The 22867-nt window shown below is 61.8% G+C and carries 20 protein-coding genes; 16 read left to right on the forward strand and 4 right to left on the reverse strand.

Features of this window, described 5'->3' with window-relative positions:
- Positions 1–219: 219 nt before the first annotated feature.
- The 13 genes from secY (at position 220) to NKH12_RS00835 (ending at position 13431) form a co-directional block, all read left to right on the forward strand.
- Positions 220–1560, forward strand: coding sequence for a preprotein translocase subunit SecY (gene secY, locus NKH12_RS00775; RefSeq protein WP_065008707.1), 1341 nt, complete (start codon positions 220–222; stop codon positions 1558–1560).
- Positions 1557–2177: an adenylate kinase gene (locus NKH12_RS00780; protein ID WP_352951434.1), complete on the forward strand. Its 621-nt coding sequence runs from the start codon at positions 1557–1559 to the stop codon at positions 2175–2177. The genes secY and NKH12_RS00780 overlap by 4 nt, the downstream gene beginning before the upstream one ends.
- Positions 2178–2368: 191 nt before the next feature.
- On the forward strand, positions 2369–2737 hold the full coding sequence (rpsM, locus tag NKH12_RS00785; RefSeq protein WP_029352234.1) for a 30S ribosomal protein S13: 369 nt from the start codon (positions 2369–2371) through the stop codon (positions 2735–2737).
- Between the two features lie 139 nt (positions 2738–2876).
- Positions 2877–3266 (forward strand): 30S ribosomal protein S11, encoded by a 390-nt coding sequence (rpsK, locus tag NKH12_RS00790; protein WP_023799279.1) that lies wholly within the window; start codon positions 2877–2879, stop codon positions 3264–3266.
- A gap of 102 nt (positions 3267–3368) precedes the next feature.
- Positions 3369–4379: a DNA-directed RNA polymerase subunit alpha gene (locus NKH12_RS00795; protein WP_023799278.1), complete on the forward strand. Its 1011-nt coding sequence runs from the start codon at positions 3369–3371 to the stop codon at positions 4377–4379.
- A 116-nt stretch (positions 4380–4495) separates the two neighbouring features.
- Positions 4496–4927: a 50S ribosomal protein L17 gene (rplQ, locus tag NKH12_RS00800; RefSeq protein ID WP_023675127.1), complete on the forward strand. Its 432-nt coding sequence runs from the start codon at positions 4496–4498 to the stop codon at positions 4925–4927.
- Between the two features lie 191 nt (positions 4928–5118).
- A complete protein-coding gene (locus NKH12_RS00805; RefSeq protein ID WP_352951435.1) occupies positions 5119–6606 on the forward strand; it encodes a DegQ family serine endoprotease in 1488 nt (495 codons plus the stop codon).
- 51 nt (positions 6607–6657) lie between these two features.
- Positions 6658–7968: a replication-associated recombination protein A gene (locus tag NKH12_RS00810; protein WP_352951436.1), complete on the forward strand. Its 1311-nt coding sequence runs from the start codon at positions 6658–6660 to the stop codon at positions 7966–7968.
- 68 nt (positions 7969–8036) lie between these two features.
- Complete coding sequence (gene crcB, locus NKH12_RS00815) at positions 8037–8414, forward strand: fluoride efflux transporter CrcB (protein WP_352951437.1); 378 nt, start codon at positions 8037–8039, stop codon at positions 8412–8414.
- 132 nt (positions 8415–8546) lie between these two features.
- Positions 8547–9527, forward strand: coding sequence for an RluA family pseudouridine synthase (locus NKH12_RS00820; RefSeq protein WP_352951438.1), 981 nt, complete (start codon positions 8547–8549; stop codon positions 9525–9527).
- Between the two features lie 50 nt (positions 9528–9577).
- Positions 9578–10453, forward strand: coding sequence for a DMT family transporter (locus NKH12_RS00825; RefSeq protein ID WP_352951574.1), 876 nt, complete (start codon positions 9578–9580; stop codon positions 10451–10453).
- 11 nt (positions 10454–10464) lie between these two features.
- Positions 10465–11256: an ATP12 family chaperone protein gene (locus NKH12_RS00830; protein ID WP_352951439.1), complete on the forward strand. Its 792-nt coding sequence runs from the start codon at positions 10465–10467 to the stop codon at positions 11254–11256.
- Positions 11257–11544: 288 nt separating this feature from the next.
- Positions 11545–13431 carry an MFS transporter gene (locus NKH12_RS00835; RefSeq protein WP_352951440.1) on the forward strand — a complete coding sequence of 629 codons (1887 nt, stop codon included), beginning with the start codon at positions 11545–11547 and terminating at the stop codon, positions 13429–13431.
- Between the two features lie 87 nt (positions 13432–13518).
- On the opposite strand, the gene NKH12_RS00840 is transcribed toward NKH12_RS00835, so the two are convergent.
- On the reverse strand, positions 13519–13713 hold the full coding sequence (locus NKH12_RS00840) for a DUF2735 domain-containing protein (protein WP_352951441.1): 195 nt from the start codon (positions 13711–13713) through the stop codon (positions 13519–13521).
- A 317-nt stretch (positions 13714–14030) separates the two neighbouring features.
- Here NKH12_RS00840 and NKH12_RS00845 point away from each other — a divergent pair, with 317 nt between their 5' ends.
- Positions 14031–15071, forward strand: coding sequence for a glutamine synthetase beta-grasp domain-containing protein (locus tag NKH12_RS00845; RefSeq protein WP_352951442.1), 1041 nt, complete (start codon positions 14031–14033; stop codon positions 15069–15071).
- A gap of 171 nt (positions 15072–15242) precedes the next feature.
- Here the strand turns inward: NKH12_RS00845 and glnA are convergent, their stop codons facing one another.
- Both glnA and NKH12_RS00855 read right to left on the reverse strand, forming a co-directional pair.
- Positions 15243–16652: a type I glutamate--ammonia ligase gene (glnA, locus tag NKH12_RS00850; RefSeq protein ID WP_095494898.1), complete on the reverse strand. Its 1410-nt coding sequence runs from the start codon at positions 16650–16652 to the stop codon at positions 15243–15245.
- A gap of 54 nt (positions 16653–16706) precedes the next feature.
- On the reverse strand, positions 16707–17045 hold the full coding sequence (locus NKH12_RS00855; protein ID WP_006205430.1) for a P-II family nitrogen regulator: 339 nt from the start codon (positions 17043–17045) through the stop codon (positions 16707–16709).
- A 397-nt stretch (positions 17046–17442) separates the two neighbouring features.
- Between NKH12_RS00855 and NKH12_RS00860 the strand changes: the two genes are divergently transcribed.
- Together NKH12_RS00860 and NKH12_RS00865 are read left to right on the forward strand one after the other, a co-directional pair.
- The gene (locus NKH12_RS00860; protein WP_352951443.1) at positions 17443–18972 is read left to right on the forward strand and encodes an NAD(P)H-hydrate dehydratase; all 1530 of its coding nucleotides are present in this window, start codon (positions 17443–17445) and stop codon (positions 18970–18972) included.
- The gene (locus NKH12_RS00865; protein ID WP_352951444.1) at positions 18972–20975 is read left to right on the forward strand and encodes a hypothetical protein; all 2004 of its coding nucleotides are present in this window, start codon (positions 18972–18974) and stop codon (positions 20973–20975) included. The genes NKH12_RS00860 and NKH12_RS00865 overlap by 1 nt, the downstream gene beginning before the upstream one ends.
- A 37-nt stretch (positions 20976–21012) precedes the next feature.
- Here the strand turns inward: NKH12_RS00865 and NKH12_RS00870 are convergent, their stop codons facing one another.
- Positions 21013–22545, reverse strand: a complete 1533-nt coding sequence (locus NKH12_RS00870; RefSeq protein ID WP_352951445.1) for an acyl-CoA carboxylase subunit beta — start codon at positions 22543–22545, stop codon at positions 21013–21015.
- Positions 22546–22867 lie beyond the last annotated feature (322 nt).

Here is a 22867-nt window from a genome sequence, read left to right on the forward strand (position 1 = left end):
GCGCCTGCAAGCGCCGCCCGCCTTACTCCGGAATAGGACCGGCAGGGCGCCCTAGGGGCAATGGGTTTCCTGTTCTCTTGCTTTTTGAGCCAAAATAGTGGCCCCCCGGGTCCCCGGCGCCGCTTGCATGTTTGCAGTCCGGAGCTTATCTCGTGAGCTTCGGTGACACGCGCCGCCTGAGTTGCGGGCCATCGAGCGTGACCAAGCGGAGAATCAGGCATGGCTTCGGCTGCTGAACAACTAGCCTCGAATCTGAATTTCTCGGCCTTCGCCAAGGCGGAGGATCTGAAGAAGCGCATCTGGTTCACCATCGGCGCGCTGCTCGTCTACCGCCTCGGCACCTATATCCCGCTGCCCGGCATCAATCCCGACGCTTTCGCCCAGGCCTTCTCGTCGCAGAGCAAGGGCGTGCTTGGCATGTTCAATATGTTCGCCGGCGGCGCTGTCGAGCGCATGGCGATCTTTGCCCTCGGCATCATGCCCTATATCTCCGCTTCCATCATCATGCAGCTGATGACTTCCGTCATCCCGACTCTGGAGGCGTTGAAGAAGGAAGGCGAACAGGGCCGCAAGGTCATCAACCAGTATACCCGCTACGGCACCGTGCTTTTGGCCCTGGTCCAGGCTTACGGCATTGCGGTCGGACTGGAAGGCGGCAACGGCATCGTCAGCGATCCCGGCATGTTCTTCCGCATCTCGACCGTCATCACGCTGGTCGGCGGCACCATGTTCCTGATGTGGCTCGGCGAGCAGATCACCGCCCGCGGCATCGGTAACGGCATTTCGCTGATCATCTTTTCCGGTATCGTCGCCGGCCTGCCGCAAGCCATCTCCGGTACGCTGGAACTTGGCCGCACCGGCGCGCTGTCGACCGGCCTGATCCTGGCGATTATCGTTCTTGCCGTCGTCGTCATCGCGCTGATCGTGTTCTTCGAGCGCGCCCAGCGGCGCTTGCTGATCCAGTATCCAAAGCGCCAGGTCGGCAACCGCATGTTCCAGGGTGACACCTCGCACCTGCCGCTCAAGCTCAACACGGCCGGCGTCATTCCGCCGATCTTCGCCTCTTCGCTGCTGTTGCTGCCGGCGACGGTCGCCGGCTTCTCGCAGACGACCAACATGCCTGCCTGGGCCAGCACCGTCCTGGCGGCACTCGGCCATGGCCAGCCGCTCTACATGGCGTTCTATGCGGCGATGATCGTGTTTTTCGCCTTCTTCTATACGGCGATCGTCTTCAACCCGAAGGACACCGCCGACCAGCTCAAGAAGCATTCGGGTTTCATTCCGGGCTACCGTCCGGGCGAGCGCACCGCCGATTACATCGACTATGTTCTCACCCGCATCACCGTCGTCGGCGCCATTTATCTGGTGCTGGTGTGTCTGCTGCCCGAATTCCTGATTTCAGCGACTGGCGTACCATTCTACCTCGGTGGCACATCGCTTCTGATCGTGGTCAGTGTAACGCTCGATACGGTGGCGCAGATTCAGGGTCACCTGATCGCGCACCAGTATGAGGGCCTGATCAAGAAGTCGAAGCTGCGCGGGGGGAAAAAGGCCAGATGAGGTTGATATTGCTTGGACCGCCAGGGGCGGGCAAGGGGACGCAAGCACAAAGACTGGTAGAAAAATACCGCATACCCCAACTCTCCACGGGCGATATGCTGCGCACCGCTGTCCAGGCCGGCACCGAAGTCGGCAAGCGCGCCAAGGCTGTCATGGATGCTGGCGAACTGGTTTCCGACGCCATCGTCAACGCCATCGTGGCCGAACGTATCGATCAGGCCGATTGCGCCGGGGGATTCATCCTTGACGGATACCCGCGAACCTTGGTGCAGGCGGACGCGGTTGAATCGATGCTCTCGGATCGCGGCCTCACGCTCGACGCTGTCATCGAATTTGTCGTCGACGACAAGGCGCTGGTTGGTCGAATCGCCAAGCGCGCCGAAGAGGCCCAGGCCGCAGGTCTGCCGGTACGCAAAGACGATAATCCGGCGGTGTTCGAAGAGCGCCTGAAGGAGTACTACAAGAAAACGTCGCCACTGATCGGCTACTACTATGCCAAGGGCAAGCTCAGAGGTGTCGACGGCATGGCCGACATCGATGCTGTGACGCGGCAGATCGAAGCGGTGCTCACGGCTGCGACCCCTGCGGCGGCCCAAGGGTCTGCGTACGGAAAATAAACGATTACGCTTGACTGGAGCGGTTCGCTGGGGTATGGCGGCCCGTCTTCCTATCAGGCATGAGGCTTGCTTGCCCGCAAGGGCAAGGCAGCCGCTTTGAACTGGAAACTCCCGCATGGGCCGGCCTCCACCGGACGCGGGGCAACTTTGATAGCGCCGGCTTGTCCGGCCCACATGGAGCAGAGAAGAATATGGCTCGTATAGCCGGCGTCAACATTCCGACCAACAAGCGCGTCGTCATTGCGCTTCAGTACATCCACGGCATTGGCAAGAACTTCGCCCAGGAGATCGTCGACAAGGTCGGCATCCCGGCCGAACGCCGCGTCAACCAGCTGACCGACGCGGAAGTGCTGCAGATCCGCGAGACGATCGACCGTGACTATCAGGTCGAGGGCGACCTGCGCCGCGAAGTGTCGATGAATATCAAGCGGCTCATGGACCTCGGCTGTTATCGCGGCCTGCGTCATCGCCGCTCGCTGCCGGTTCGCGGCCAGCGCACGCATACCAATGCGCGCACCCGCAAGGGCCCGGCCAAGTCGATCGCCGGCAAGAAGAAGTAATTTAGGGCAGTACGGGAGTAGGGCAGTAAGGCAATAGGATCGGCAGACATACTGCCCTACTGCCATATTCCCCTACTGCCTTCTCCCTGGTGGAGCCGCTGGCATTACGGCGGTGTAGAGATCAACTGAAAGGACCATCATGGCCAAGGAAGCCACACGTGTTCGCCGTCGCGAACGCAAGAATATTTCGTCGGGCGTTGCCCACGTCAACTCGACCTTCAACAACACGATGATCACCATCACCGACGCGCAGGGCAATTCGATTGCTTGGTCGTCGGCAGGAGCCCAGGGCTTCAAGGGGTCTCGCAAGTCGACCCCGTTCGCTGCCCAGATGGCTGCCGAGGACGTTGCCAAGAAGGCCCAGGAACACGGCATGCGCATGCTCGAGGTCGAGGTCTGTGGACCCGGCTCCGGTCGTGAATCGGCGCTGCGTGCGCTGCAGGCAGCCGGCTTCACCATCACCTCGATCCGTGATGTGACGCCGATCCCGCACAATGGCTGCCGCCCGCGCAAGAAGCGCCGCGTCTAAAGAATTACCGAACGCCGCGCGAACGCCCAGTAGCGTTCCTCCACGGCATTCCAGGTCGCCCGCCACGATTGGATGGTGGCGGGTCAACGGAAGGAAAGCATCATGATCCAGAAAAATTGGCAGGAACTGATCAAGCCGAACAAGATCGAGTTTTCGTCGAAGAAGAAGACGCTGACAACGCTGGTCGCCGAGCCGCTCGAGCGCGGCTTTGGTCTCACCCTCGGCAATGCGCTGCGTCGCGTGCTTCTGTCTTCCCTGCGTGGCGCGGCTGTGACTGCTGTGCAGATCGACGGCGTTCTGCATGAATTCTCGTCCATCGCCGGCGTGCGCGAGGACGTGACCGACATCGTCTTGAACATCAAGGAAATCGCCATCCGCATGGAAGGTGACGGCCCCAAGCGCATGGTCGTGCGCAAGCAGGGACCGGGCGCTGTTCTCGCCGGCGACATCCAGACGGTCGGCGACGTCGAGATCCTCAATCCCGACCACGTCATCTGCACGCTGGACGAGGGCGCTGAAATCCGTATGGAGTTCACCGTCGATACCGGCAAGGGCTACGTGCCGGCCGACCGCAATCGCGCCGAAGACGCGCCGATCGGCCTCATTCCGGTCGACAGCCTCTACTCGCCGGTCAAGAAGGTTTCCTACAAGGTCGAGAACACCCGCGAGGGCCAGGTTCTCGACTATGACAAGCTGACCATGACGATCGACACCGACGGTTCGATCTCGGGCGAGGACGCGGTGGCTTTCGCCGCCCGCATCCTGCAGGACCAGCTTGGCCTGTTCGTCAATTTCGACGAGCCGCAGAAGGAAGTCGCCGCCGAACAGGTGACCGAACTTGCCTTCAACCCGGCGCTGCTCAAGAAGGTCGACGAGCTCGAACTTTCGGTGCGTTCGGCCAACTGCCTGAAGAACGACAACATCGTCTATATCGGCGACCTGATCCAGAAGACCGAAGCCGAGATGCTGCGCACCCCGAACTTCGGCCGCAAGTCGCTGAACGAGATCAAGGAAGTCCTGGCGGCGATGGGCCTGCACCTCGGCATGGAAGTGCCGGATTGGCCGCCGGAAAATATCGAAGACCTCGCCAAGCGTTACGAAGATCAATACTAGGCTTGATCCCGAACCGAAGGTCAGCGCAGCAAAGAGTTGCAGACTTTTCGGACAAGATCACGCGGCTAACCAACAGAGGCTGTGGCCTCTTGAACCCGGAATGAAGGAGAAGAGCCATGCGCCACGGATTTAAAGGCCGCCGGTTCGCCCGCAGCATAAGCCATCGCAAGTCGATGTTTGCCAACCTTGCCGTATCGCTCATCGAGCATGAGCAGATCCTCACCACATTGCCGAAGGCGAAGGATCTGCGTCCGATCGTCGAAAAGCTGGTGACGCTCGGCAAGCGCGGCGATCTGCATGCCCGCCGTCAGGTGATTGCCCAGATCGGCAATGAAGGCGTCGTCAAGCGCCTGTTCGACACGATCGCGCCGCGCTACGCCACCCGCAATGGCGGCTATCTGCGCATCATGAAGGCGGGCTTCCGCCACGGCGACAATGCCGCCATGGCAGTCATCGAGTTCGTCGATCGTGACACCTCGGCCAAGGGCGCCGGCGACCGTGCCCGCATCGAGGCCGAAGGCACCGAAGAGGAAGCCGCAGCCGCATAAGGCTGGGTTTTCCTAAAAGAGTTCAAAGGGGCCTGCGGGCCCCTTTTTGCATTCCGGGAGCGGCAGGGAGCAGTTGCAGCGATTTCTTGGCCAGCTCGTGCCTTTCCGCCAAAAATAATTCGATTTCATCGCCTTAGCCTTTCATTTTGCACAATCGTCGGGACAATGGCGCCCGACCCGGAGGATTCGGAATGCGCGTAAAACGGATGTCCCTTGTTCTACTCTGCGCCTTGATGGCGCTGGCAGTCGTGCCGGCGGCCAGGCAGGCGTTGGCTCAGGACACCAAGCCGGATCCCGGTCTGTCCGATGTGCTGACTGACATGCTGCGCGGCCCCGAAGGCGAAAATGCCACCCCCGGTCCGGACAAGCGCATGCCTTTCGGTCGCGAGGAGATGCAACTGTCGTTTGCGCCGCTGGTTAAGCAGACGGCGCCGGCCGTGGTCAATGTCTATGCCTCGCAAACGGCCAAGTTGAGGTCGCCCTTCGACGGCGATCCTTTCTTCGAAGAGTTCTTCGGCCGTTCGCAGCCGCGTGCGCAGTCCTCGCTCGGCTCGGGCGTGCTGGTCGATCCGACAGGCATAGTGGTCACCAATTTCCACCTCATCAAGGACGCCGATCAGGTCAAGGTCGCCACCGCGGACGGGCGTGAATTCGACAGCAAGGTGCTGCTCAAGGACGAGACGCTTGACCTCGCCGTGCTCAAGATCTCCGCCGACAAGCCATTTCCGGTCGTCGCCATCGGCGATTCCGACGCGCTCGAGGTTGGCGACCTGTTGTTGGCCATCGGCAACCCGTTCGGTGTCGGCCAGACCACCACCAGCGGCATCGTTTCGGCGCTTGCCCGCAGCCACATCGGCGTTTCCGATTCGAGTTTCTTCATCCAGACCGACGCCGCGATCAACCCCGGCAATTCCGGCGGTGCGCTGATCAACATGGGTGGCCAGCTGGTCGGCATCAACACGGCGATCTACAGCCGCAGCGGCGGCTCGATCGGCATCGGCTTTGCTATTCCCTCCAACATGGTTCGCGCGTTTGCCGATGCGGCCAAGGCCGGCCGCGACTTCTTCGAGCGGCCCTATATCGGCGCCGAATTCGAGCGCGTGACGCCGCAGATCGCCGAATCGCTCGGTCTGGAGACCCCGACTGGGGCGCTGGTTTCGTCCGTCGAAGAAGCAGGGCCGGCGGCCACGGCGGGGCTCAAGCCCGGCGATGTCGTGCTGTCGCTCAACGGCACGCCGGTCGAGAGTATCGAAGCGCTGGATTACCGGATGGCGACGCTGTCGATCGGCACAAATGCCAGCTTCGGCGTCCTCAGCAAAGGCCAGCAAGCGACGATGGAGATTGCGCTGGAGCGCGCGCCGGAAGGTGCAAAACTCGCGGAAGTGACACTGCGCGGTCGCAGCCCGTTTTCCGGTGCCAAGATTGCGGAACTGTCGCCGCGGCTCGCCCAGCGGCTCGGCATGCGCACGGATGTCAAGGGTGTTACCGTGATCGACATCAATCGCGGTTCGCCCGCAGCCGATTTCGGCTTCCAGCCGGGCGACATCGTTCGCGAGGTCAATGGCTTGACCATCGATACCGCCGCGACCCTGGAACAAGCAGCCATGGAAGAGACGCGCTGGTGGCGCTTTACCGTCGAGCGCGGCGGGCAGATACTGCGCCAGGTGTTGCGTTACTGAGCCCGAGCGTCGATCCTACGGACGAGATCGCGCTCCAACGAAACGAAGTGCATGGCCGATCTGTTCAGCGTCGATGAACCGGAAAAGGCGCCGCCCGGCAGGCCGCTGGCCGACCGGCTGCGCCCGAAGAACCTCGGCGAGGTCGTTGGCCAGGAGCATCTGACCGGGCCCGACGGCGCACTGACGCGGCTGATCGGCTCCGGCTCGCTAGGCTCGATGATCTTCTGGGGGCCGCCCGGGACGGGCAAGACTACAGTCGCGCGGTTGCTTGCCGGCGAAACCAGCCTTGCGTTCCAACAGATATCGGCGGTATTTTCCGGTGTTGCCGACCTGAAGAAAGTGTTCGAGGCGGCGAAGCTGCGCCGCTCCAACGGCCGTCAGACGCTGCTCTTCGTCGACGAGATCCATCGCTTCAACCGCGCCCAGCAGGACAGTTTTCTGCCTGTGATGGAAGACGGCACAGTCGTGCTGGTTGGCGCCACCACCGAGAACCCATCCTTCGAGCTGAATGCCGCGCTTCTATCCCGCGCCCGCGTGCTGGTCTTCCATTCGCTCGGTGAGGATAGCATTGCCAAGCTGCTGGTGCGTGCCGAGGAGACCGAGGGCAGGGCGCTGCCGCTCGACGACGAGGCGAGGGCGATGCTCATCCGCATGAGCGATGGCGATGGCCGCGCGGCGCTGACGCTGGCCGAAGAGGTCTGGCGCGCCGCCAAGTCAGGCGAGGTGTTCGGCGCCGAGGGCCTGCAGCGCATCGTCCAGCGCCGGGCGCCGATCTATGACAAAGGCCAGGACGGCCACTACAATCTGATCTCGGCGCTGCACAAATCGGTGCGCGGCTCCGACCCGGATGCCGCTCTCTATTATCTCGCCCGCATGTTCGACGCCGGCGAGGATCCGCTCTATCTCGGCCGCCGGCTGGTGCGCATGGCGATGGAGGATATCGGGCTGGCCGACCCGCAGGCGCTGGTCATCGCCAATGCCGCCAAGGATGCCTATGACTATCTGGGCTCGCCAGAGGGCGAGCTCGCCTTCGCCGAAGCCACCATCTATCTCGCCAGCGCGCCCAAATCCAACGCCGTCTACACCGCCTTCAAGGCCGCCACTCAGGCGGCGAAGGAGTTCGGTTCGCTGCTGCCGCCCAAGCACATCCTCAACGCGCCGACCAAGCTGATGAAAGAAGAAGATTACGGCGCCGGCTACCGTTACGACCACGACGAGCCGGAAGCTTTTTCCGGACAGGATTATTTTCCGGAAAAGATGGGCCGCCGCACATTCTATGATCCGCCCGAGCGCGGTTTCGAGCGTGATATCAGGAAACGGCTCGACTATTGGGCGAAGCTGCGCGGCGAGCGGCAAAAGTAGGCTCGCCGCAATTTTCCAATCAGGGCGCAGGGATTGACCGAGCCAACCTGTAAGGGCAGTAGACGGCGATGATTAATCTCCTCCTCGTTGCCGCGGGCGGCGCTATTGGTGCGGGGCTGCGCCACGTTGCGAATTTCGTCGCGCTGCGTCTTGTCGGCCCGAGTTTTCCCTGGGGCACGATGGCGATCAACATTGTCGGCTCCTTTGCCATGGGTCTGTTCATCACGACCCTGGCGCGGCGCTACGACGGATCGAACGAGCTTCGGCTGTTCGTTGCCACCGGCATCCTCGGCGGCTTCACCACCTTCTCCGCCTTTTCGCTCGATTTCGCGACGCTGTGGGAGCGTGGCGCGACGCTGCCGGCGTTTGGATATGCCCTTGCCAGCCTCATTGGCGCGATCATTGCCCTGTTTTTGGGTCTTTGGCTCGCAAGAAGCCTGCCTTAATGCTATTGCCCCGTCACAGCACCGCGCGCCCCCTCAGGGCGCGCAAAGGACGCTGTAGCATTTTGATTTTGCGCATGACCCTTTCCGAAAATCGATTTCAGGTCATGCGCTGGAAACGGATAAAACGAGACAATGGCAGGCGTAGAACAGATCACGGTAGAGGCCGGCGAGGCGGGCATGCGGCTCGATCGCTGGTTCAAGACCCATTTTCCGGGTCTTGGCTTCGGCCATCTGCAAAAGCTGCTGCGCTCCGGCCAGATCCGTGTCGATGGCGGCAGGGTGAAGGCCGATACCCGCGTCGAGCCGGGCCAGACGGTTCGCATCCCGCCGCTCGAAGTGGACAAGAAGGGCGAGAGCCCGCTCACCGGCCACTCGATCCGCAACCAGGGCGACGCCGACGTTCTTGCCAAGATGCTGATCCATGAAGATCCGAAAGTCTTCGTCTTCAACAAGCCGGCCGGCCTTGCCGTCCAGGGTGGCTCGGGCGTTACCCGCAATGTCGACGACATGCTGGAAGCCTGGCGCAACCAGAAGGGCGAGAAACCGCGTCTGGTGCATCGGCTCGACCGCGACACGTCGGGCGTGCTGGTCGTCGCCCGCACCAGGCTCGCCGCCACGAAGCTTGCCGAGGCGTTCCGGGCGCGTGAGACCAAGAAGACCTACTGGGCGCTGGTCAAAGGTGTGCCGCCGAAGCGCGAGGACAAGATCTCGACCTGGCTGATCAAGGAGCCGACGCCCGACGGCGACCGTGTGCGCGTCGCCAAGCATGGCGAAAAGGGCGCCGACCACGCGGTATCTTATTACCGGATTGTCGAGCAGGCGGCGCAGACCCTGTCCTGGCTGGAGATGGAGCCTTACACCGGCCGCACCCACCAGCTTCGCGTCCATGCCGCTCACATCGGCTGCCCGATCATTGGCGATCCCAAATATTTCGAGGCCGACACCAATTGGGATTTCCCCGGCGGCATGCAGAACCGCTTGCATTTGCACGCGCGCCGCATCGTCATCCCGCATCCCAACAAGGGTTTTATCGACGTCACCGCGCCCATGCCGCCGCATATGCGCCAGAGCTGGAACCTGATCGGCTTCGACGACGCCAGCGCGGAGGACTAGAGCCTGTGGGTATCGCCACCGATACACTCGACCGCCGCGACAGAGTCGACATGGCGGCCGCCGCCATCATGGTCGGACTGACCTTTTCCTGGGGGCTGAACTACGTCGCCGCCAAGATCTCCTATGCCGGCTACGATCCCGTTTTCCTGTCGATCGCACGGTCGGTCATTGGCGGGCTGTGCGTTCTCGCCTGGTGCCGCTGGCGCGGTATTGTGCTTTTCAGCCGCGACAGAACCCTTTTCGCCGGCATTCTGGCAGGCGCGCTTTTTGGTCTCGAGTTCCTGTTTCTTTATGTCGGGCTCGAACAGACGACCGTCGCGCGCAACACCTTGCTGGTCAACACCATGCCGTTCTGGGTGCTGGTCGGCGGGCATTTCCTGCTGGGCGAACGCATCACCGTGCGCCGGCTCGTCGGCCTTCTGCTCGCTTTCGCTGGATTGGTTGCGGTGTTCTCCGACCAGTTGAGCGCCGATAATGGCGCGACATTGACCGGTGATCTGCTCAGTCTCGGCGCCGGCATTCTCTGGGCCTTGACCTACATCGTCATCAAGCGGACGAAATTGGCGGAAACGAGCGCCGAGAAATTGCTGCTCTATCAATTGGCCGGCGCCGCTGTGGTCGGCGCCTTGGTGCTGCCTTTCGCCGGGCCGCCCGTCCGCGACTTCGCCGCTTTGCCGACCTTGGCTCTGCTTTTTCAGGCGGTCTACATCGTCGCCTTCACCTATGTGCTCTGGTTCTGGCTGCTGCGGCGCTATCCGGCATCGGGCCTGTCGAGCTTCACCTTCCTGTCGCCGGTGTTCGGCGTGCTGTGCGGCGCCATCTTCTTGAACGAGCCGCTGACCGTTCGTATTTTCCTGGCACTCGGCCTCATCGCGGCCGGACTGATCATCGTCAACCGGCCGGCCCGAAAACAGATCCCCGGATGAAAGGCTCCGGCATGCGCGATATTCTCAACGACCTCGAAGCGGGAAAGCAGCTTTCCGATCCGGATCCGGTACGCCGTGCCCAGATCCAGATGAAGACGCACCTGCCGAAACGCTTCTACAAAGCCGTCTCGGTCGCTCGGGCCGAAAATGGTTTTGCCGTTCATCTCGATGGCAAGCCGGTCCGCACGCCGGGCAAGGCGCTGCTGGTGCTGCCGACAGAAAAAGCCGCCGCTCTGGTCGCCGACGAGTTCGCTGCGCAAGGTGAGACCATCGACCCGGTGACGATGCCGGTCATGCGTCTGGTCAACACGGCCATCGACGGCGTCGCCAGCGACCCGCAAGCGGTGCTGGAGGACATCCTGCGCTTCGCCTCGTCCGACCTGCTCTGCTATCGCGCCGAGACCCCACGGGGGCTGGTCGACCAGCAGAACGAACATTGGGATCCCATCATCGACTGGGCGCGGAGCGCGCTTGGCGCACGGTTTCACCTAGCCGAGGGGGTGATCCATGTCGAACAGCCGCGCGAGAGCATCGCGGTGCTCGGTGTTCATCTTGCCCAGCGTGCCGACCCGCTGCGGCTGGCGGTCATCCACGTCATGACGTCGCTGACGGGATCGGCGCTGCTGGCGCTGGCCGTCGATTTCGGCGAGATCGACGGCGACGCCGCCTGGACTGCCGGCCATGTCGACGAGGACTGGCAGGCCGAGCACTGGGGCCATGACGCGGAGGCTGTCGCTCGCCGCTCGACCCGCAAGCGCGACATGATGGCCGCCGTCGGTCTTCTTGAGGCGCTCAAGGGCTGACCGCAATTGCCGCCCTCATTCGTTTCGCGTTGCACATTGGAGCGACGTGCGTTCCAGTTGGACGCACAAAGTACGCTCTAACACCTTGAATCTATGCATCATGCTCTCTGAAGATCGAATCCGATCTTTCGGGCCGATGCATTGGACCAAAGTCATAATCCCAAAGGCGGGCTGCCTCCGGGCGGCGCTTTCTGTCATTTCTTGCGGCGATCGCTGCCCGAGTTCGTGCCCAGAGGCACGACACCGCGCAGCATCAAGAACAGCGAGATATCACGGGAGGACGAATTCATGGCAATGGCAGCGACCGCCGGCAGAGCAAGCCGCGGCATGACGCGGGAAGAGAAGAAAGTCATCTTCGCTTCCTCACTCGGCACCGTTTTCGAATGGTATGATTTTTATCTCTACGGCACTTTGGCGGCGGCGATCGGCGCTGCGTTCTTCACACAGTATCCCGAAACAACGCGCAACATCTTCACGCTGCTGGCTTTCGCCGCAGGCTTCCTCGTGCGCCCGTTCGGTGCGCTGGTGTTCGGCCGCATCGGCGATCTCGTCGGCCGTAAATACACCTTTCTCGTCACCATCCTGATCATGGGTCTGTCGACCTTCCTGGTCGGCATACTTCCTGGCGCGGCCAGTTGGGGCATCGCGGCGCCGATCATCCTGGTTGCGCTGCGCATGCTGCAAGGCCTGGCGCTCGGTGGCGAGTATGGCGGTGCCGCGACCTACGTCGCCGAACATGCACCCGACGACCGTCGTGGCTTCTACACTTCATGGATCCAGACGACAGCCACGCTTGGCCTGTTCCTGTCGCTGATCGTCATCTTGACCGTCCAGAATTCGCTGAGCAAGGAAGACTTCGCGGACTGGGGCTGGCGCATTCCGTTCCTGGTCTCAGCGATCCTGCTGGGCATTTCGGTCTGGATTCGCCTGTCGCTTGCTGAATCGCCGACATTCCAGCGGATGAAGGACGAAGGTAAGGGCTCCAAAGCGCCACTGACGGAAGCATTCGGCCAATGGAAAAATGCCAAGATCGCCATTCTGGCGCTTCTCGGCCTTACTGCCGGCCAGGCCGTGGTTTGGTACAACGGCCAATTCTACGCGCTGTTCTTCCTGCAGAACGTGCTCAAGGTCGACGGCCAGTCGGTCAACATCATGATCGCCATCGCGCTGGCGCTCGGCACGATCTTCTTCGTCGTGTTCGGCTGGCTCTCCGACAAGATTGGCCGCAAGCCGATCATCATGGCGGGCCTGGCGCTGGCGATCGTCACCACCTTCCCGTTGTTCAAGGCGCTGACCTGGGCAGCCAACCCGGCGCTCGCCACTGCGCAGCAAAACACCCGTGCCACGATTACCGCTGCGCCTGGCGACTGCAAGTTCCAGTTCAATCCGACCGGAACACGCAAGCCTCTCACGTCGTGCGACATTGCGACGGATTTCCTTGCCAAGAGCTCCGTGCCCTACGACATTGTCACGACAGCGGCACCGGGGACCGCGGCCAGTGTCAAGATCGGCACCGAAACGGTGGCGTCCTATGATGCCGTGGCAGCCGCTGACAAGGCAACGTCAAGCGACGCCGCGTTCAAGAAGGCAATCAACATCGCCTTGCAGGACGGCGGCTATCCGCTGAAGCGTGCTGCGGCCAAGGTCGCCGACCAGAAGCTTGACGCCTTCGTCGCGGCCAATCCGGAACTGAAGCTCGACGCCGCGGCAATCCGCGCCGGCGACAAGACGACGGTTGCGGCCGACCAGGCGATCAAGGACAAGCTGCTGACGGCCGACGAGGCTGCGGGAACGCCCGAGATCACCGTCTACAGTGTCCCGGGAGCAGGCGCCTTTGCGATGTTTGCCGACCCTGAACAGGTCAGCTGGGCAAAGGTCATCGGCATCCTGTTCATCCTGGTCCTTTACGTGACCATGGTCTACGGACCGATCGCCGCGATCCTGGTCGAGATGTTCCCGACACGCATCCGCTATACCGGCATGTCGTTGCCCTATCACATCGGCAATGGCTGGTTCGGCGGCCTGCTGCCGGCAACGGTGTTCGCGCTTAGCGCCTATAAGGGCGATATCTATTACGGCCTCTGGTATCCGGTGGTGATCGCGGCGATGTCGCTGATCATCGGTATGATCTTCGTCAGGGATACGCTGGGAACGAACTTGCACGCCAAGACCTGATCCTGGCTTGATAGCAAAAACGCAAAGCCCGGCGCGAGTGATCGCGCCGGGCTTTATAATTCGTCAAAAGCGATGCGAAGGAAGGGTTTAGCTCTTCCGGTCCTGTTTCGCTTCCTCGATGGCCGCTTCGTGATACCAGCCGCTTCCGAAATCCGTACGGGTGCGCAATGAAGCAAGTTCTGCCGCGAACTTAGCCTTTCCGCTTAAATTTGAGGCAGAAGCACGCGCTGCCACCGGGAACATCAGGATTTTGGCCGACTGACGGGCAGGAGTGATTTCCATTGTCGGTCTCCTTTCTTCTGCAGAGCCTTGCCGACTCAATCTTTGCCGAAGATAGGTTCTGCAATCCAGTTAGGCAATATGATTATAAAAAGATCAGTAACTGCCTATTATTTATACAAAACATGCTTGTGATTGATCCGGACGCATTGCGATGACGACGCAACGAATTTGTCGGGATGCGGCGTCAGTTTTGTCGCATCCTTCGCCGGTGAAAATGGCACACGAATTGCTTTTTAATAATCCGGCAGGTCGGCTGCAGGGCGGCTGGCACGCCGGCGCCGTCCAAGGTTCGGTGATCAAAGCAACGAGAGGCTAGAATGACGAAATACAAGCTCGAGTACATTTGGCTCGATGGATACACCCCGGTTCCCAACCTTCGCGGAAAGACGCAGATCAAGGAATATGCCGAGTTCCCGACGCTCGACCAGCTTCCGCTGTGGGGCTTCGACGGTTCCTCGACCATGCAGGCCGAGGGCCACTCGTCCGACTGCGTGCTGAAGCCGGTCGCCATCTATCCGGATCCCGCGCGCACCAATGGCGTGCTCGTCATGTGCGAAGTCATGATGCCGGACGGCGTGACGCCGCATGCATCCAACAAGCGCGCCACCATCCTCGACGACGAGGGCGCCTGGTTCGGTTTCGAGCAGGAGTATTTCTTCTACAAGGACGGCCGCCCGCTCGGCTTCCCCGAAAGCGGCTACCCTGCGCCGCAAGGCCCGTACTACACCGGCGTCGGCTACAGCAACGTCGGCAGCGTCGCCAGGCAGATCGTCGAGGAGCATCTCGACCTCTGCCTCGCCGCCGGCATCAACCATGAAGGCATCAACGCCGAGGTGGCCAAGGGCCAGTGGGAGTTCCAGATTTTCGGCAAGGGCTCCAAGAAGGCCGCCGACCAGATGTGGATGGCCCGCTACCTGATGCAGCGCCTCACTGAGAAATACGGCATCGACATCGAATATCACTGCAAGCCGCTAGGCGACACCGACTGGAACGGTTCCGGCATGCACGCCAACTTCTCGACCGCCCATATGCGCGAGGTCGGCGGCAAGGCCTATTTCGAGGCGCTGATGGCCGCCTTCGATAAAAACCTAATGGATCACATCGCCGTCTACGGGCCGGATAACGACAAGCGTTTGACCGGCAAACATGAGACCGCGCCGTGGAACAGGTTCAGCTATGGCATCGCCGATCGCGGCGCCTCGATCCGCGTGCCGCATTCCTTCATCAACAATGGCTACAAGGGCTATCTCGAGGATCGCCGCCCGAACTCGCAGGGCGACCCCTACCAGATCGCTTCCCAGATCCTGAAGACGATCGCCTCCGTCCCGACCAGCGCCGAGGTTTCGGCTGCCGCTTGAACATGTAGTCACGGCGTAGATCTCTCTGTCTGCGCCGTGACCCACTCTCGTCACGTCGGCGTTTCGCCAGGACGACAACACCACTGCTTGATTGAGTATTCTTCTTCGCAAACAAAAAACCCCGCCGGAGCGCTCCGGCGGGGTTTTGTTTGTCGCTTGGGCCGATCCGGCTCAGACCGAGTAATACATGTCGTATTCGACCGGATGCGGGGTCATTTCGAAGCGCATCACTTCCGCCATCTTGAGCTCGATATAGCTATCGATCTGGTCGTCGTCGAACACGCCGCCGGCCTTCAGGAAGCCGCGGTCCTTATCGAGGCTCTGCAGGGCTTCGCGCAGCGAGCCGCAGACAGTCGGGATCTTCTTCAGTTCCTTCGGCGGCAGGTCGTAGAGATCCTTGTCCATCGGCTGGCCCGGATGGATCTTGTTCTTGATGCCGTCGAGGCCGGCCATCAGCATGGCGGCAAAGGCGAGGTAGGGGTTCGCGCCCGGATCGGGGAAGCGGACCTCGACGCGCTTGGCCTTCGGCGATGAGCCGAATGGAATGCGGCAAGAGGCAGAGCGGTTGCGGGCCGAATAGGCGAGCAGCACCGGCGCTTCATAGCCCGGCACCAGACGCTTATATGAGTTGGTCAGCGGGTTGGTGAAAGCGTTGATGGCCTTGGCGTGCTTGATGATGCCGCCGATGTAAAACAGGCAGCTCTCAGACAGGCCAGCATATTCATTGCCAGCGAAGGTTGGCTTGCCTTCCTTCCAGATCGACTGGTGGACGTGCATGCCCGAGCCGTTGTCGCCGAAGACCGGCTTCGGCATGAAGGTGGCCGTCTTGCCGTAGGCATTGGCGACCTGGTGCACTACATATTTGTAGATCAGCATCTTGTCTGCGTTGCGGACCAGGGTGTCGAACTTGATACCGAGTTCGTGCTGAGCAGCGGCGACTTCGTGGTGATGCTTTTCGACGCGCACGCCCATTTCGGCGAGCACGGTCAGCATCTCCGAGCGCATGTCCTGCGCCGAGTCGATCGGCGGCACCGGGAAATAGCCGCCCTTGATCCGCGGACGATGACCGAGGTTGCCGGTCTCATAGTCGGTGTCGTCGTTGGATGGCAATTCGGTGGAGTCGAGCTTGAAGCCGGTGTTGTACGGGTCGGCCTTGTACTTGACGTCGTCGAATACGAAGAACTCGGCTTCCGGGCCGACGAAGATCTGATCGCCGATGCCTTCCGCCTTCATATAGGCTTCGGCCTTCTTGGCGGTGCCGCGCGGGTCGCGGTTGTAGGATTCTCCGGAGATCGGATCGAGGATGTCGCACAGGATGACCATGGTCGACTGCGCGAAGAACGGGTCCATATGCACCGTCTCGGTGTCGGGCATCAGCACCATGTCGGACTCGTTGATCGCCTTCCAGCCAGCGATGGAGGACCCATCGAACATGACGCCGTCGGCAAACATGTCTTCCTCGACCTCGACGACATCCATCGTCACGTGCTGCAGTTTGCCCTTCGGATCGGTGAAGCGCAGATCAACGAACTTCACGTCGTTGTCCTTGATCTGCTTCATGATGTCTTTGGCTGTCGTCATGTCATGTATCCCTGTCTGATGACGTTTCGAGGAGATGATCTGAAATCAGAAAGCTCAGACCGCGTCCATCCCTGTTTCGCCGGTGCGGATGCGCACGACTTCCTCGATGTTGGATACGAAGATCTTGCCGTCGCCGATGCGGCCGGTCTGGGCCGCCTTGCGAATGGCTTCGATCGCGCCTTCGACCGCGTCATCGCCGAGCACGACCTCGATTTTCACCTTGGGTAGAAAATCCACGACATATTCAGCGCCGCGATAGAGTTCGGTATGGCCCTTCTGGCGGCCAAAACCCTTGGCCTCCGTAACGGTGATGCCTTGCAGCCCGGCCTCCTGAAGCGCTTCCTTCACTTCGTCTAGCTTGAACGGCTTGATGATCGCTTCGATCTTTTTCATGAAAAAGTGGCCTCCACTGCCAAAAAAGACGGGTTGTGAGCCCCGCTTGCGCCTCCTTCAAGCACGAACTGTGCCAATTTGAGGGATTCGAAGCGGTATCACGCGATTTCGATGCCATGCCGCGTTGGGGGGTAAATTCGCGTCATTCGCTGCGTCGGATGCGTCATGGATACTGGGAACCTACACATTGTCGTTCCTTCCGTCCGCACAATAATTGGGCAGACAGAGCATTTCGCAGGCAAATGTGCTTCGGCGAAGCCATTGTCCCCAACGATGTGCTTATAGATCGTGCCATCTCATCACCGTTTGCTTCGAACCGAAAACTGGACAATGTTTGAACACAAGGACCGGGGTTTGACCACAAGGATCGGGCTTGAGCCAATGCGGATCGGCATCCATGAACAATGAAGTTTTGTCTCCGGCCGAAATGGCTGAGGCCGACCGGTTGACGATCTCCGCCGGACCACTCGACGGCGTTGGCCTGATGCGCAATGCAGGTGCCGCGGTCGCTGCGGTGGTGCTCGCCCATTTTCCGGCTGCCAGGCGCGTCCACGTATTGTGCGGGCCTGGCAACAATGGCGGCGACGGATATGTCGTCGCCCGCATTCTTAGGGATAGCGCCGTCGATATCTTGGTGTGGGCATCCGGTTCGCCCAAAGCCGGCAGCGATGCGGCGCTCGCCGCTTCGGAATGCCCGGTCAGGCCTCGGCCGCTATCGGAATTTGCTGCCGAGACAGGTGAGATCCTGGTCGACGCGCTTTATGGAGCAGGGCTGTCGAAGCCGCTGTCCGGCGATGCCGCCAGAGTGGTCGAGGTTGCGACAGAACTGAACCTGCCTGTCGTTGCGGTCGATCTGCCCTCAGGCGTGTCAGGCGAGAGCGGCCAGATTCTCGGCCGGGCATTCCGCGCCCGAATCACGGTGACGTTCGCGCGAAAAAAGCCCGGCCACCTGCTGTCGCCAGGGCGCGAGATGTGCGGCGATCTGGTGCTTGCCGATATCGGCATTAGCGACGAGATCGTTGCGCAGCTTCAACCGCTCACCTTCGAGAACATCCCGCCGCTTTGGCTCGAAAATTTCCCCGTCCCGGCCGTCGACGCGCATAAATACAGGCGCGGCCATGTCGGCGTCTTTTCCGGCGGGCCATCGGCGACGGGTGCCGCACGGCTATCTGCGCTTGCCGCGGCCAGGAGCGGGGCAGGGGCGGTGACCGTGCTGTCGCCGGCGAACGCCGTGCAGGTGAATGCCGCACATCTGACTTCGATAATGTTGCGCAAGGCCGACAGCGTTGCGGACGTACAGGAATTCATCGGCAGCCGCCGGCCGTCGGCCTTCGTCCTTGGACCCGGATTTGGCGTCGGCGAACAAACACGGGATTTTGCCCTCGGCGTGCTGGCAACCGGGCAGCGGCAAGACGGTAAGGTCGACGGCCTGGTACTCGATGCCGATGGCATCACTTCGTTTCGCGATACGCCGAGCGTTCTGTTCGAAGCCGCCCGTCGTCCCAACGCGCCGGCGCTGGTCTTGACGCCGCATGAGGGCGAATTCGCCAGGCTGTTTCCGGATGTCGCCGGGGACAAGAATCTGTCCAAGCTGGCCAAGGCGCGCGCTGCCGCCGAGCGCGCTCGCGCCATCGTCGTCTACAAGGGCGCGGACACGGTGATCGCGGCGCCCGACGGCAGGGCGGCGATCAACGGCAACGGCGCGGCATGGCTGGCCACCGCCGGTTCGGGCGATGTGCTGTCGGGCATCATCGCCGGCTTCCTGGCGCAAGGCATGCCGGCTTTCGAAGCCGCCTGCGCGGCGGTCTGGATCCATGCTGAGGCCGGAAGCCGTTTTGGACCTGGGCTGATCGCTGAAGACTTGCCGCTGGCGCTGGTGCCGGTGCTGCGCGAGCTTGCCGAAAATCGCAACGAGGTAACAGCTTGATGAACCGCGGGTTCGCGCTGCTTGCCGCAATCTTCGTGGCCGCTTTCATGGCGAACGCCGCGCGTGCCGAAAATCCGGTGATGATCGTCGACGATCCGGCCGTGCTCGCCGCTCTCGACGCCAGGGGTTTTGGCTTCGCCGGCATTTTCGATGTCGACGGCAAGGGCGACCTGAAGACGCTTTATGAAAAGGCGCCGGCCTATCACCAGATCGTCGAAACGATTGCCGGCGATGTCGCCGCGCTGCGCGCCGAGATGAAGGCCGGCGGGCGGCCGCTCTACGAAGTGACCGACGGCAATGTCGGCCGCATCATCGACATGCGCTGGCTGAAGACCGACGCCGCGCGCTTCCGGCTGGTCGGTGTCGTCAACCGGCTCGACCGGCGTGATTTCGCCGATATGCGGGGCGACGAAGCCTGCGGCGAGGTCCGTTTCATCTATCGCCTTGCCTACAGCTTCAAGAAAAACGGCAAGGTCCTGGCCTCGCGCCTGCCGTTCAACTTCAATGCCATCTATAGCGCCGCGCCGGACGCCGATGGCAGCTGCGTCGGCGTTGCCGGACGCTGGACGCCGCAGCTCGATGAAACCGTCGATATCGGCTGGCTCATCGGCGGGCCGCTTGAAAAGGCCGGGCTGAGCTTCAAGCAGCTCGAGCTCAACGCCCAAATGGTGCGCTTTCCCTCCGGCCAGGAGACCGAATTTGGCGGCCAGGCTGCCTACCTCATGCGGATTTTTGGCATCGATGGAGAGACGGTCAGTGAAAAGCCTTTGGAAAACACGCCCGACCTGGCGCTGCTTGCCGACGACGCCGCGCTGAAAGCAAAACTTGCCGACTATATCAGCGCCAATCTCGCGGCGGCCGACCTCGGCGTGTACGAAATCCCGGATGAATTCCTGGCGAAGAAAGTCGTCTCGTGGTCGACTTTCGGCAGCGCCAGGCAGGCCAATCACCCGTTCACGCCGCTGTTCCAGCCCGCGGATTTTTCCGGGCTGGACTATTCCGCGCTGAAGCTGCTGCGCACGCCGGAAGCGCTGGTCGAGCGGCTCGACAATGGCGGCTGCCAGGGTTGTCATCAGGCTGGTTCGACCGCCGGTTTCCATTTCATCGGCCTCGACGACAAGACGACATCGCCGCTGAACCGCATCGAGGTCGGCATCTCGCCGCATCTTCATGCCGAGATGCCGCGGCGCGAAGCCTGGCTGCGTGCGACCGCCGACGGCAAGCAGCCGAACCGCCTCCGCCCGCTGTCCTTCGCGCCGCCGGCCGCATGGAAAGACGCCAGCGAGGTCGCTTACGTACCGGCCGGGATGGCGATGCCATGTTTGATGCCGGAGGATGCGGCCCTCTTCGGCGCGATTTGGCAATGCGGCGGCGGCACCGTCTGCACGGCGCTGGCGACCGCATCGGGGGTGCGGACGAAACTGGCGCAATGCCTGCTGCCCAAGGACAGCGAAAAGATGTTCTCCGGCCATCCATGCCTGACCGGCTCGATCGCCAGCAACGGCACGCAGCCTTTCAATGACCGCTACAGCATCACAGGCCAGTTCGCGGCCTTCGCCACCGATATTTCGCGCACCGCCTACACCTGCCGGCCGCCGAAGATCGGTGTTCCGGCCGGCCTCGCCTACCGCGGCTGCAATGACAAGGACCGTGCCTTTGCCGGATTCAAGCCGGGCAAGCCGATGCCGAACGAGATCTGCGGGCTGGTCGGCGGCAAAAAATTCGACATTTGCGTGGCGACCAACAATTTCGACCAGTGCCTTGGCGGCGCGGTCAACCGCGGCAACCGGCCGGCTTGCTCGGCCGAGCATTTCTGCCGGGAGGATTATATGTGCCAGTCGCTGCCGCCCGATACGCCTGGTATCGGCAAGGTGAAAGGTATCGGCTTCTGCTCGCCGACCTACTTCATTTTCCAGATGCGCATAGACAACCATGCGACGCCCTGGGCGGGCACCGTCCGCGCGACGATGGGGGCGGGGTTCGGCGCTGCTGAAGCGGAGTGAGCTTTTGCTGTGGCCGCCTTCCGCGCTGTCAGCGATATCACAGCGGAATGTTGTCGTGCTTCTTCCAGGGGTTCTGCATATCCTTGTTGCGCAGCATCCGGAGTGCGCGCGCAATGCGGCGACGGGTCGAATGCGGCATGATCACCTCGTCGACATAGCCGCGCTCGGCGGCGACGAAGGGCGACAGGAAGCGATCCTCGTAAGCCTTTGTATGCGCTGCGATTTTCTCTGCGTCGCCAATGTCCTTGCGATAGATGATCTCGACCGCGCCCCTAGCGCCCATCACCGCGATCTGCGCCGTCGGCCAGGCATAGTTCATGTCGCCGCGCAGATGCTTTGACGCCATCACGTCATAAGCGCCGCCATACGCTTTTCGGGTGATGACGGTGATCTTCGGAACGGTCGCCTCGGCATAGGCGAACAAGAGCTTGGCGCCGTGCTTGATCAGCCCGCCATATTCCTGCGCGGTGCCGGGCAGAAAGCCTGGAACGTCGACGAAGGTGACGATCGGAATCGAGAAACAGTCGCAGAAGCGCACGAATCGCGCCGCCTTGCGGCTGGCGTCCGAATCGAGCACCCCGGCAAGCACCATCGGCTGGTTGGCGACGAAGCCGACCGTGCGGCCTTCGACGCGGCCGAAGCCGGTGACGATGTTTTTCGCAAAATTCTGCTGGGTCTCGAAGAAGTCACCCTCGTCGGCAACTTTAAGAATCAACTCCTTGATGTCATAGGGTTTGTTGGCGTTGTCGGGGATCAGCCGGTCGAGCGACAGATCGTGATCGGTGACCGACTGGTAGCATTCGATCTCGGGGATATCAGCCGTGTTGGAGGCGGGCAGCAGATCGACCAGCCGGCGCATCTGCAGCAACGCCTCGACGTCATTGTCGTAAGCGCCGTCGGCGATAGAGGACTTCGTCGTGTGGACTGAGGCGCCGCCGAGGCTCTCGGCCGTCACCGTCTCGTTAGTGACGGTCTTCACAACATCCGGCCCGGTGACGAACATGTAGGAGGTGCCGCGCACCATGAAGATGAAGTCGGTCATGGCAGGCGAATAGACGTCGCCGCCGGCGCAAGGACCCATGATCACTGAAATCTGCGGGATGACGCCGGAGGCGAGCACATTGCGCTGGAAGATCTCGGCATAGCCGCCAAGTGCTGCCACGCCTTCCTGGATGCGGGCGCCGCCGGCGTCGTAGAAGCCGATGATCGGCGCGCGGTTGCGCAACGCCATCTCCTGCACCTTGACCACTTTTTCGGCGTGAGCCTCGGACAGCGAGCCGCCGAAAACGGTAAAGTCCTTGGCGAAGACATAGACCGGGCGGCCGTTGACGGTACCCCAGCCGGTGACGACGCCGTCGCCGGCGATCTTGGTCTTCTCCATGCCGAAATCGGTCGAGCGATGCTCGACATACATGTCGAACTCCTCGAACGAGCCCTCGTCGAGAAAGACGTCGATGCGTTCGCGCGCGGTGAGCTTGCCCTTCTTGTGCTGAGCGTCGATCCGCGCTTGACCACCGCCCATGCGCGCCATATCGCGGCGGCGCTCGAGTTCCTTCAGCACGTCCTTCATCGGTCGATCCCCAAAAACGGAAAGCTGATTTGTGGTAATCTTGCGGGCAGGGGAGCGCAAGCGCCGCTTCGCCATGGCTTTCGCTGCGCTGCAGCATGAGGCCCCTTGCATTTCGCGGCGAACTGGGCCATATGCGGCGATATAGGCGCTTGGGCCGGGACTATCCGGCCTTCTCGACGAATGAGACTGGTTGCGTCTGTTTTCCCTCTTTCCGGCAAATCGGCAAGGCGGCGAAAAAGCCCCGTGGCATGATGCCTGCGGGCACGACAGCGCAGCCGTGCGGACGATGACGTCCGCCGCCTTGTCGTTTCATGACAGTTTT

Origin of the sequence: Mesorhizobium sp. M1322, assembly GCF_040318085.1 — a bacterium.
Taxonomy (GTDB): Bacteria; Pseudomonadota; Alphaproteobacteria; order Rhizobiales; family Rhizobiaceae; genus Mesorhizobium.

What these genes read in the sequence shown, in the direction of transcription:
- secY (WP_065008707.1), top strand. Translation starts at nt 220, where the DNA reads ATGGCTTCGGCTGCTGAACAACTAGCCTCGAATCTGAATTTCTCGGCC.
- NKH12_RS00780 (WP_352951434.1), top strand. Translation starts at nt 1,557, where the DNA reads ATGAGGTTGATATTGCTTGGACCGCCAGGGGCGGGCAAGGGGACGCAA.
- rpsM (WP_029352234.1), top strand. Translation starts at nt 2,369, where the DNA reads ATGGCTCGTATAGCCGGCGTCAACATTCCGACCAACAAGCGCGTCGTC.
- rpsK (WP_023799279.1), top strand. Translation starts at nt 2,877, where the DNA reads ATGGCCAAGGAAGCCACACGTGTTCGCCGTCGCGAACGCAAGAATATT.
- NKH12_RS00795 (WP_023799278.1), top strand. Translation starts at nt 3,369, where the DNA reads ATGATCCAGAAAAATTGGCAGGAACTGATCAAGCCGAACAAGATCGAG.
- rplQ (WP_023675127.1), top strand. Translation starts at nt 4,496, where the DNA reads ATGCGCCACGGATTTAAAGGCCGCCGGTTCGCCCGCAGCATAAGCCAT.
- NKH12_RS00805 (WP_352951435.1), top strand. Translation starts at nt 5,119, where the DNA reads ATGCGCGTAAAACGGATGTCCCTTGTTCTACTCTGCGCCTTGATGGCG.
- NKH12_RS00810 (WP_352951436.1), top strand. Translation starts at nt 6,658, where the DNA reads ATGGCCGATCTGTTCAGCGTCGATGAACCGGAAAAGGCGCCGCCCGGC.
- crcB (WP_352951437.1), top strand. Translation starts at nt 8,037, where the DNA reads ATGATTAATCTCCTCCTCGTTGCCGCGGGCGGCGCTATTGGTGCGGGG.
- NKH12_RS00820 (WP_352951438.1), top strand. Translation starts at nt 8,547, where the DNA reads ATGGCAGGCGTAGAACAGATCACGGTAGAGGCCGGCGAGGCGGGCATG.
- NKH12_RS00825 (WP_352951574.1), top strand. Translation starts at nt 9,578, where the DNA reads ATGGCGGCCGCCGCCATCATGGTCGGACTGACCTTTTCCTGGGGGCTG.
- NKH12_RS00830 (WP_352951439.1), top strand. Translation starts at nt 10,465, where the DNA reads ATGCGCGATATTCTCAACGACCTCGAAGCGGGAAAGCAGCTTTCCGAT.
- NKH12_RS00835 (WP_352951440.1), top strand. Translation starts at nt 11,545, where the DNA reads ATGGCAATGGCAGCGACCGCCGGCAGAGCAAGCCGCGGCATGACGCGG.
- NKH12_RS00840 (WP_352951441.1), bottom strand. Translation starts at nt 13,713, where the DNA reads ATGGAAATCACTCCTGCCCGTCAGTCGGCCAAAATCCTGATGTTCCCG.
- NKH12_RS00845 (WP_352951442.1), top strand. Translation starts at nt 14,031, where the DNA reads ATGACGAAATACAAGCTCGAGTACATTTGGCTCGATGGATACACCCCG.
- glnA (WP_095494898.1), bottom strand. Translation starts at nt 16,652, where the DNA reads ATGACGACAGCCAAAGACATCATGAAGCAGATCAAGGACAACGACGTG.
- NKH12_RS00855 (WP_006205430.1), bottom strand. Translation starts at nt 17,045, where the DNA reads ATGAAAAAGATCGAAGCGATCATCAAGCCGTTCAAGCTAGACGAAGTG.
- NKH12_RS00860 (WP_352951443.1), top strand. Translation starts at nt 17,443, where the DNA reads ATGAACAATGAAGTTTTGTCTCCGGCCGAAATGGCTGAGGCCGACCGG.
- NKH12_RS00865 (WP_352951444.1), top strand. Translation starts at nt 18,972, where the DNA reads ATGAACCGCGGGTTCGCGCTGCTTGCCGCAATCTTCGTGGCCGCTTTC.
- NKH12_RS00870 (WP_352951445.1), bottom strand. Translation starts at nt 22,545, where the DNA reads ATGAAGGACGTGCTGAAGGAACTCGAGCGCCGCCGCGATATGGCGCGC.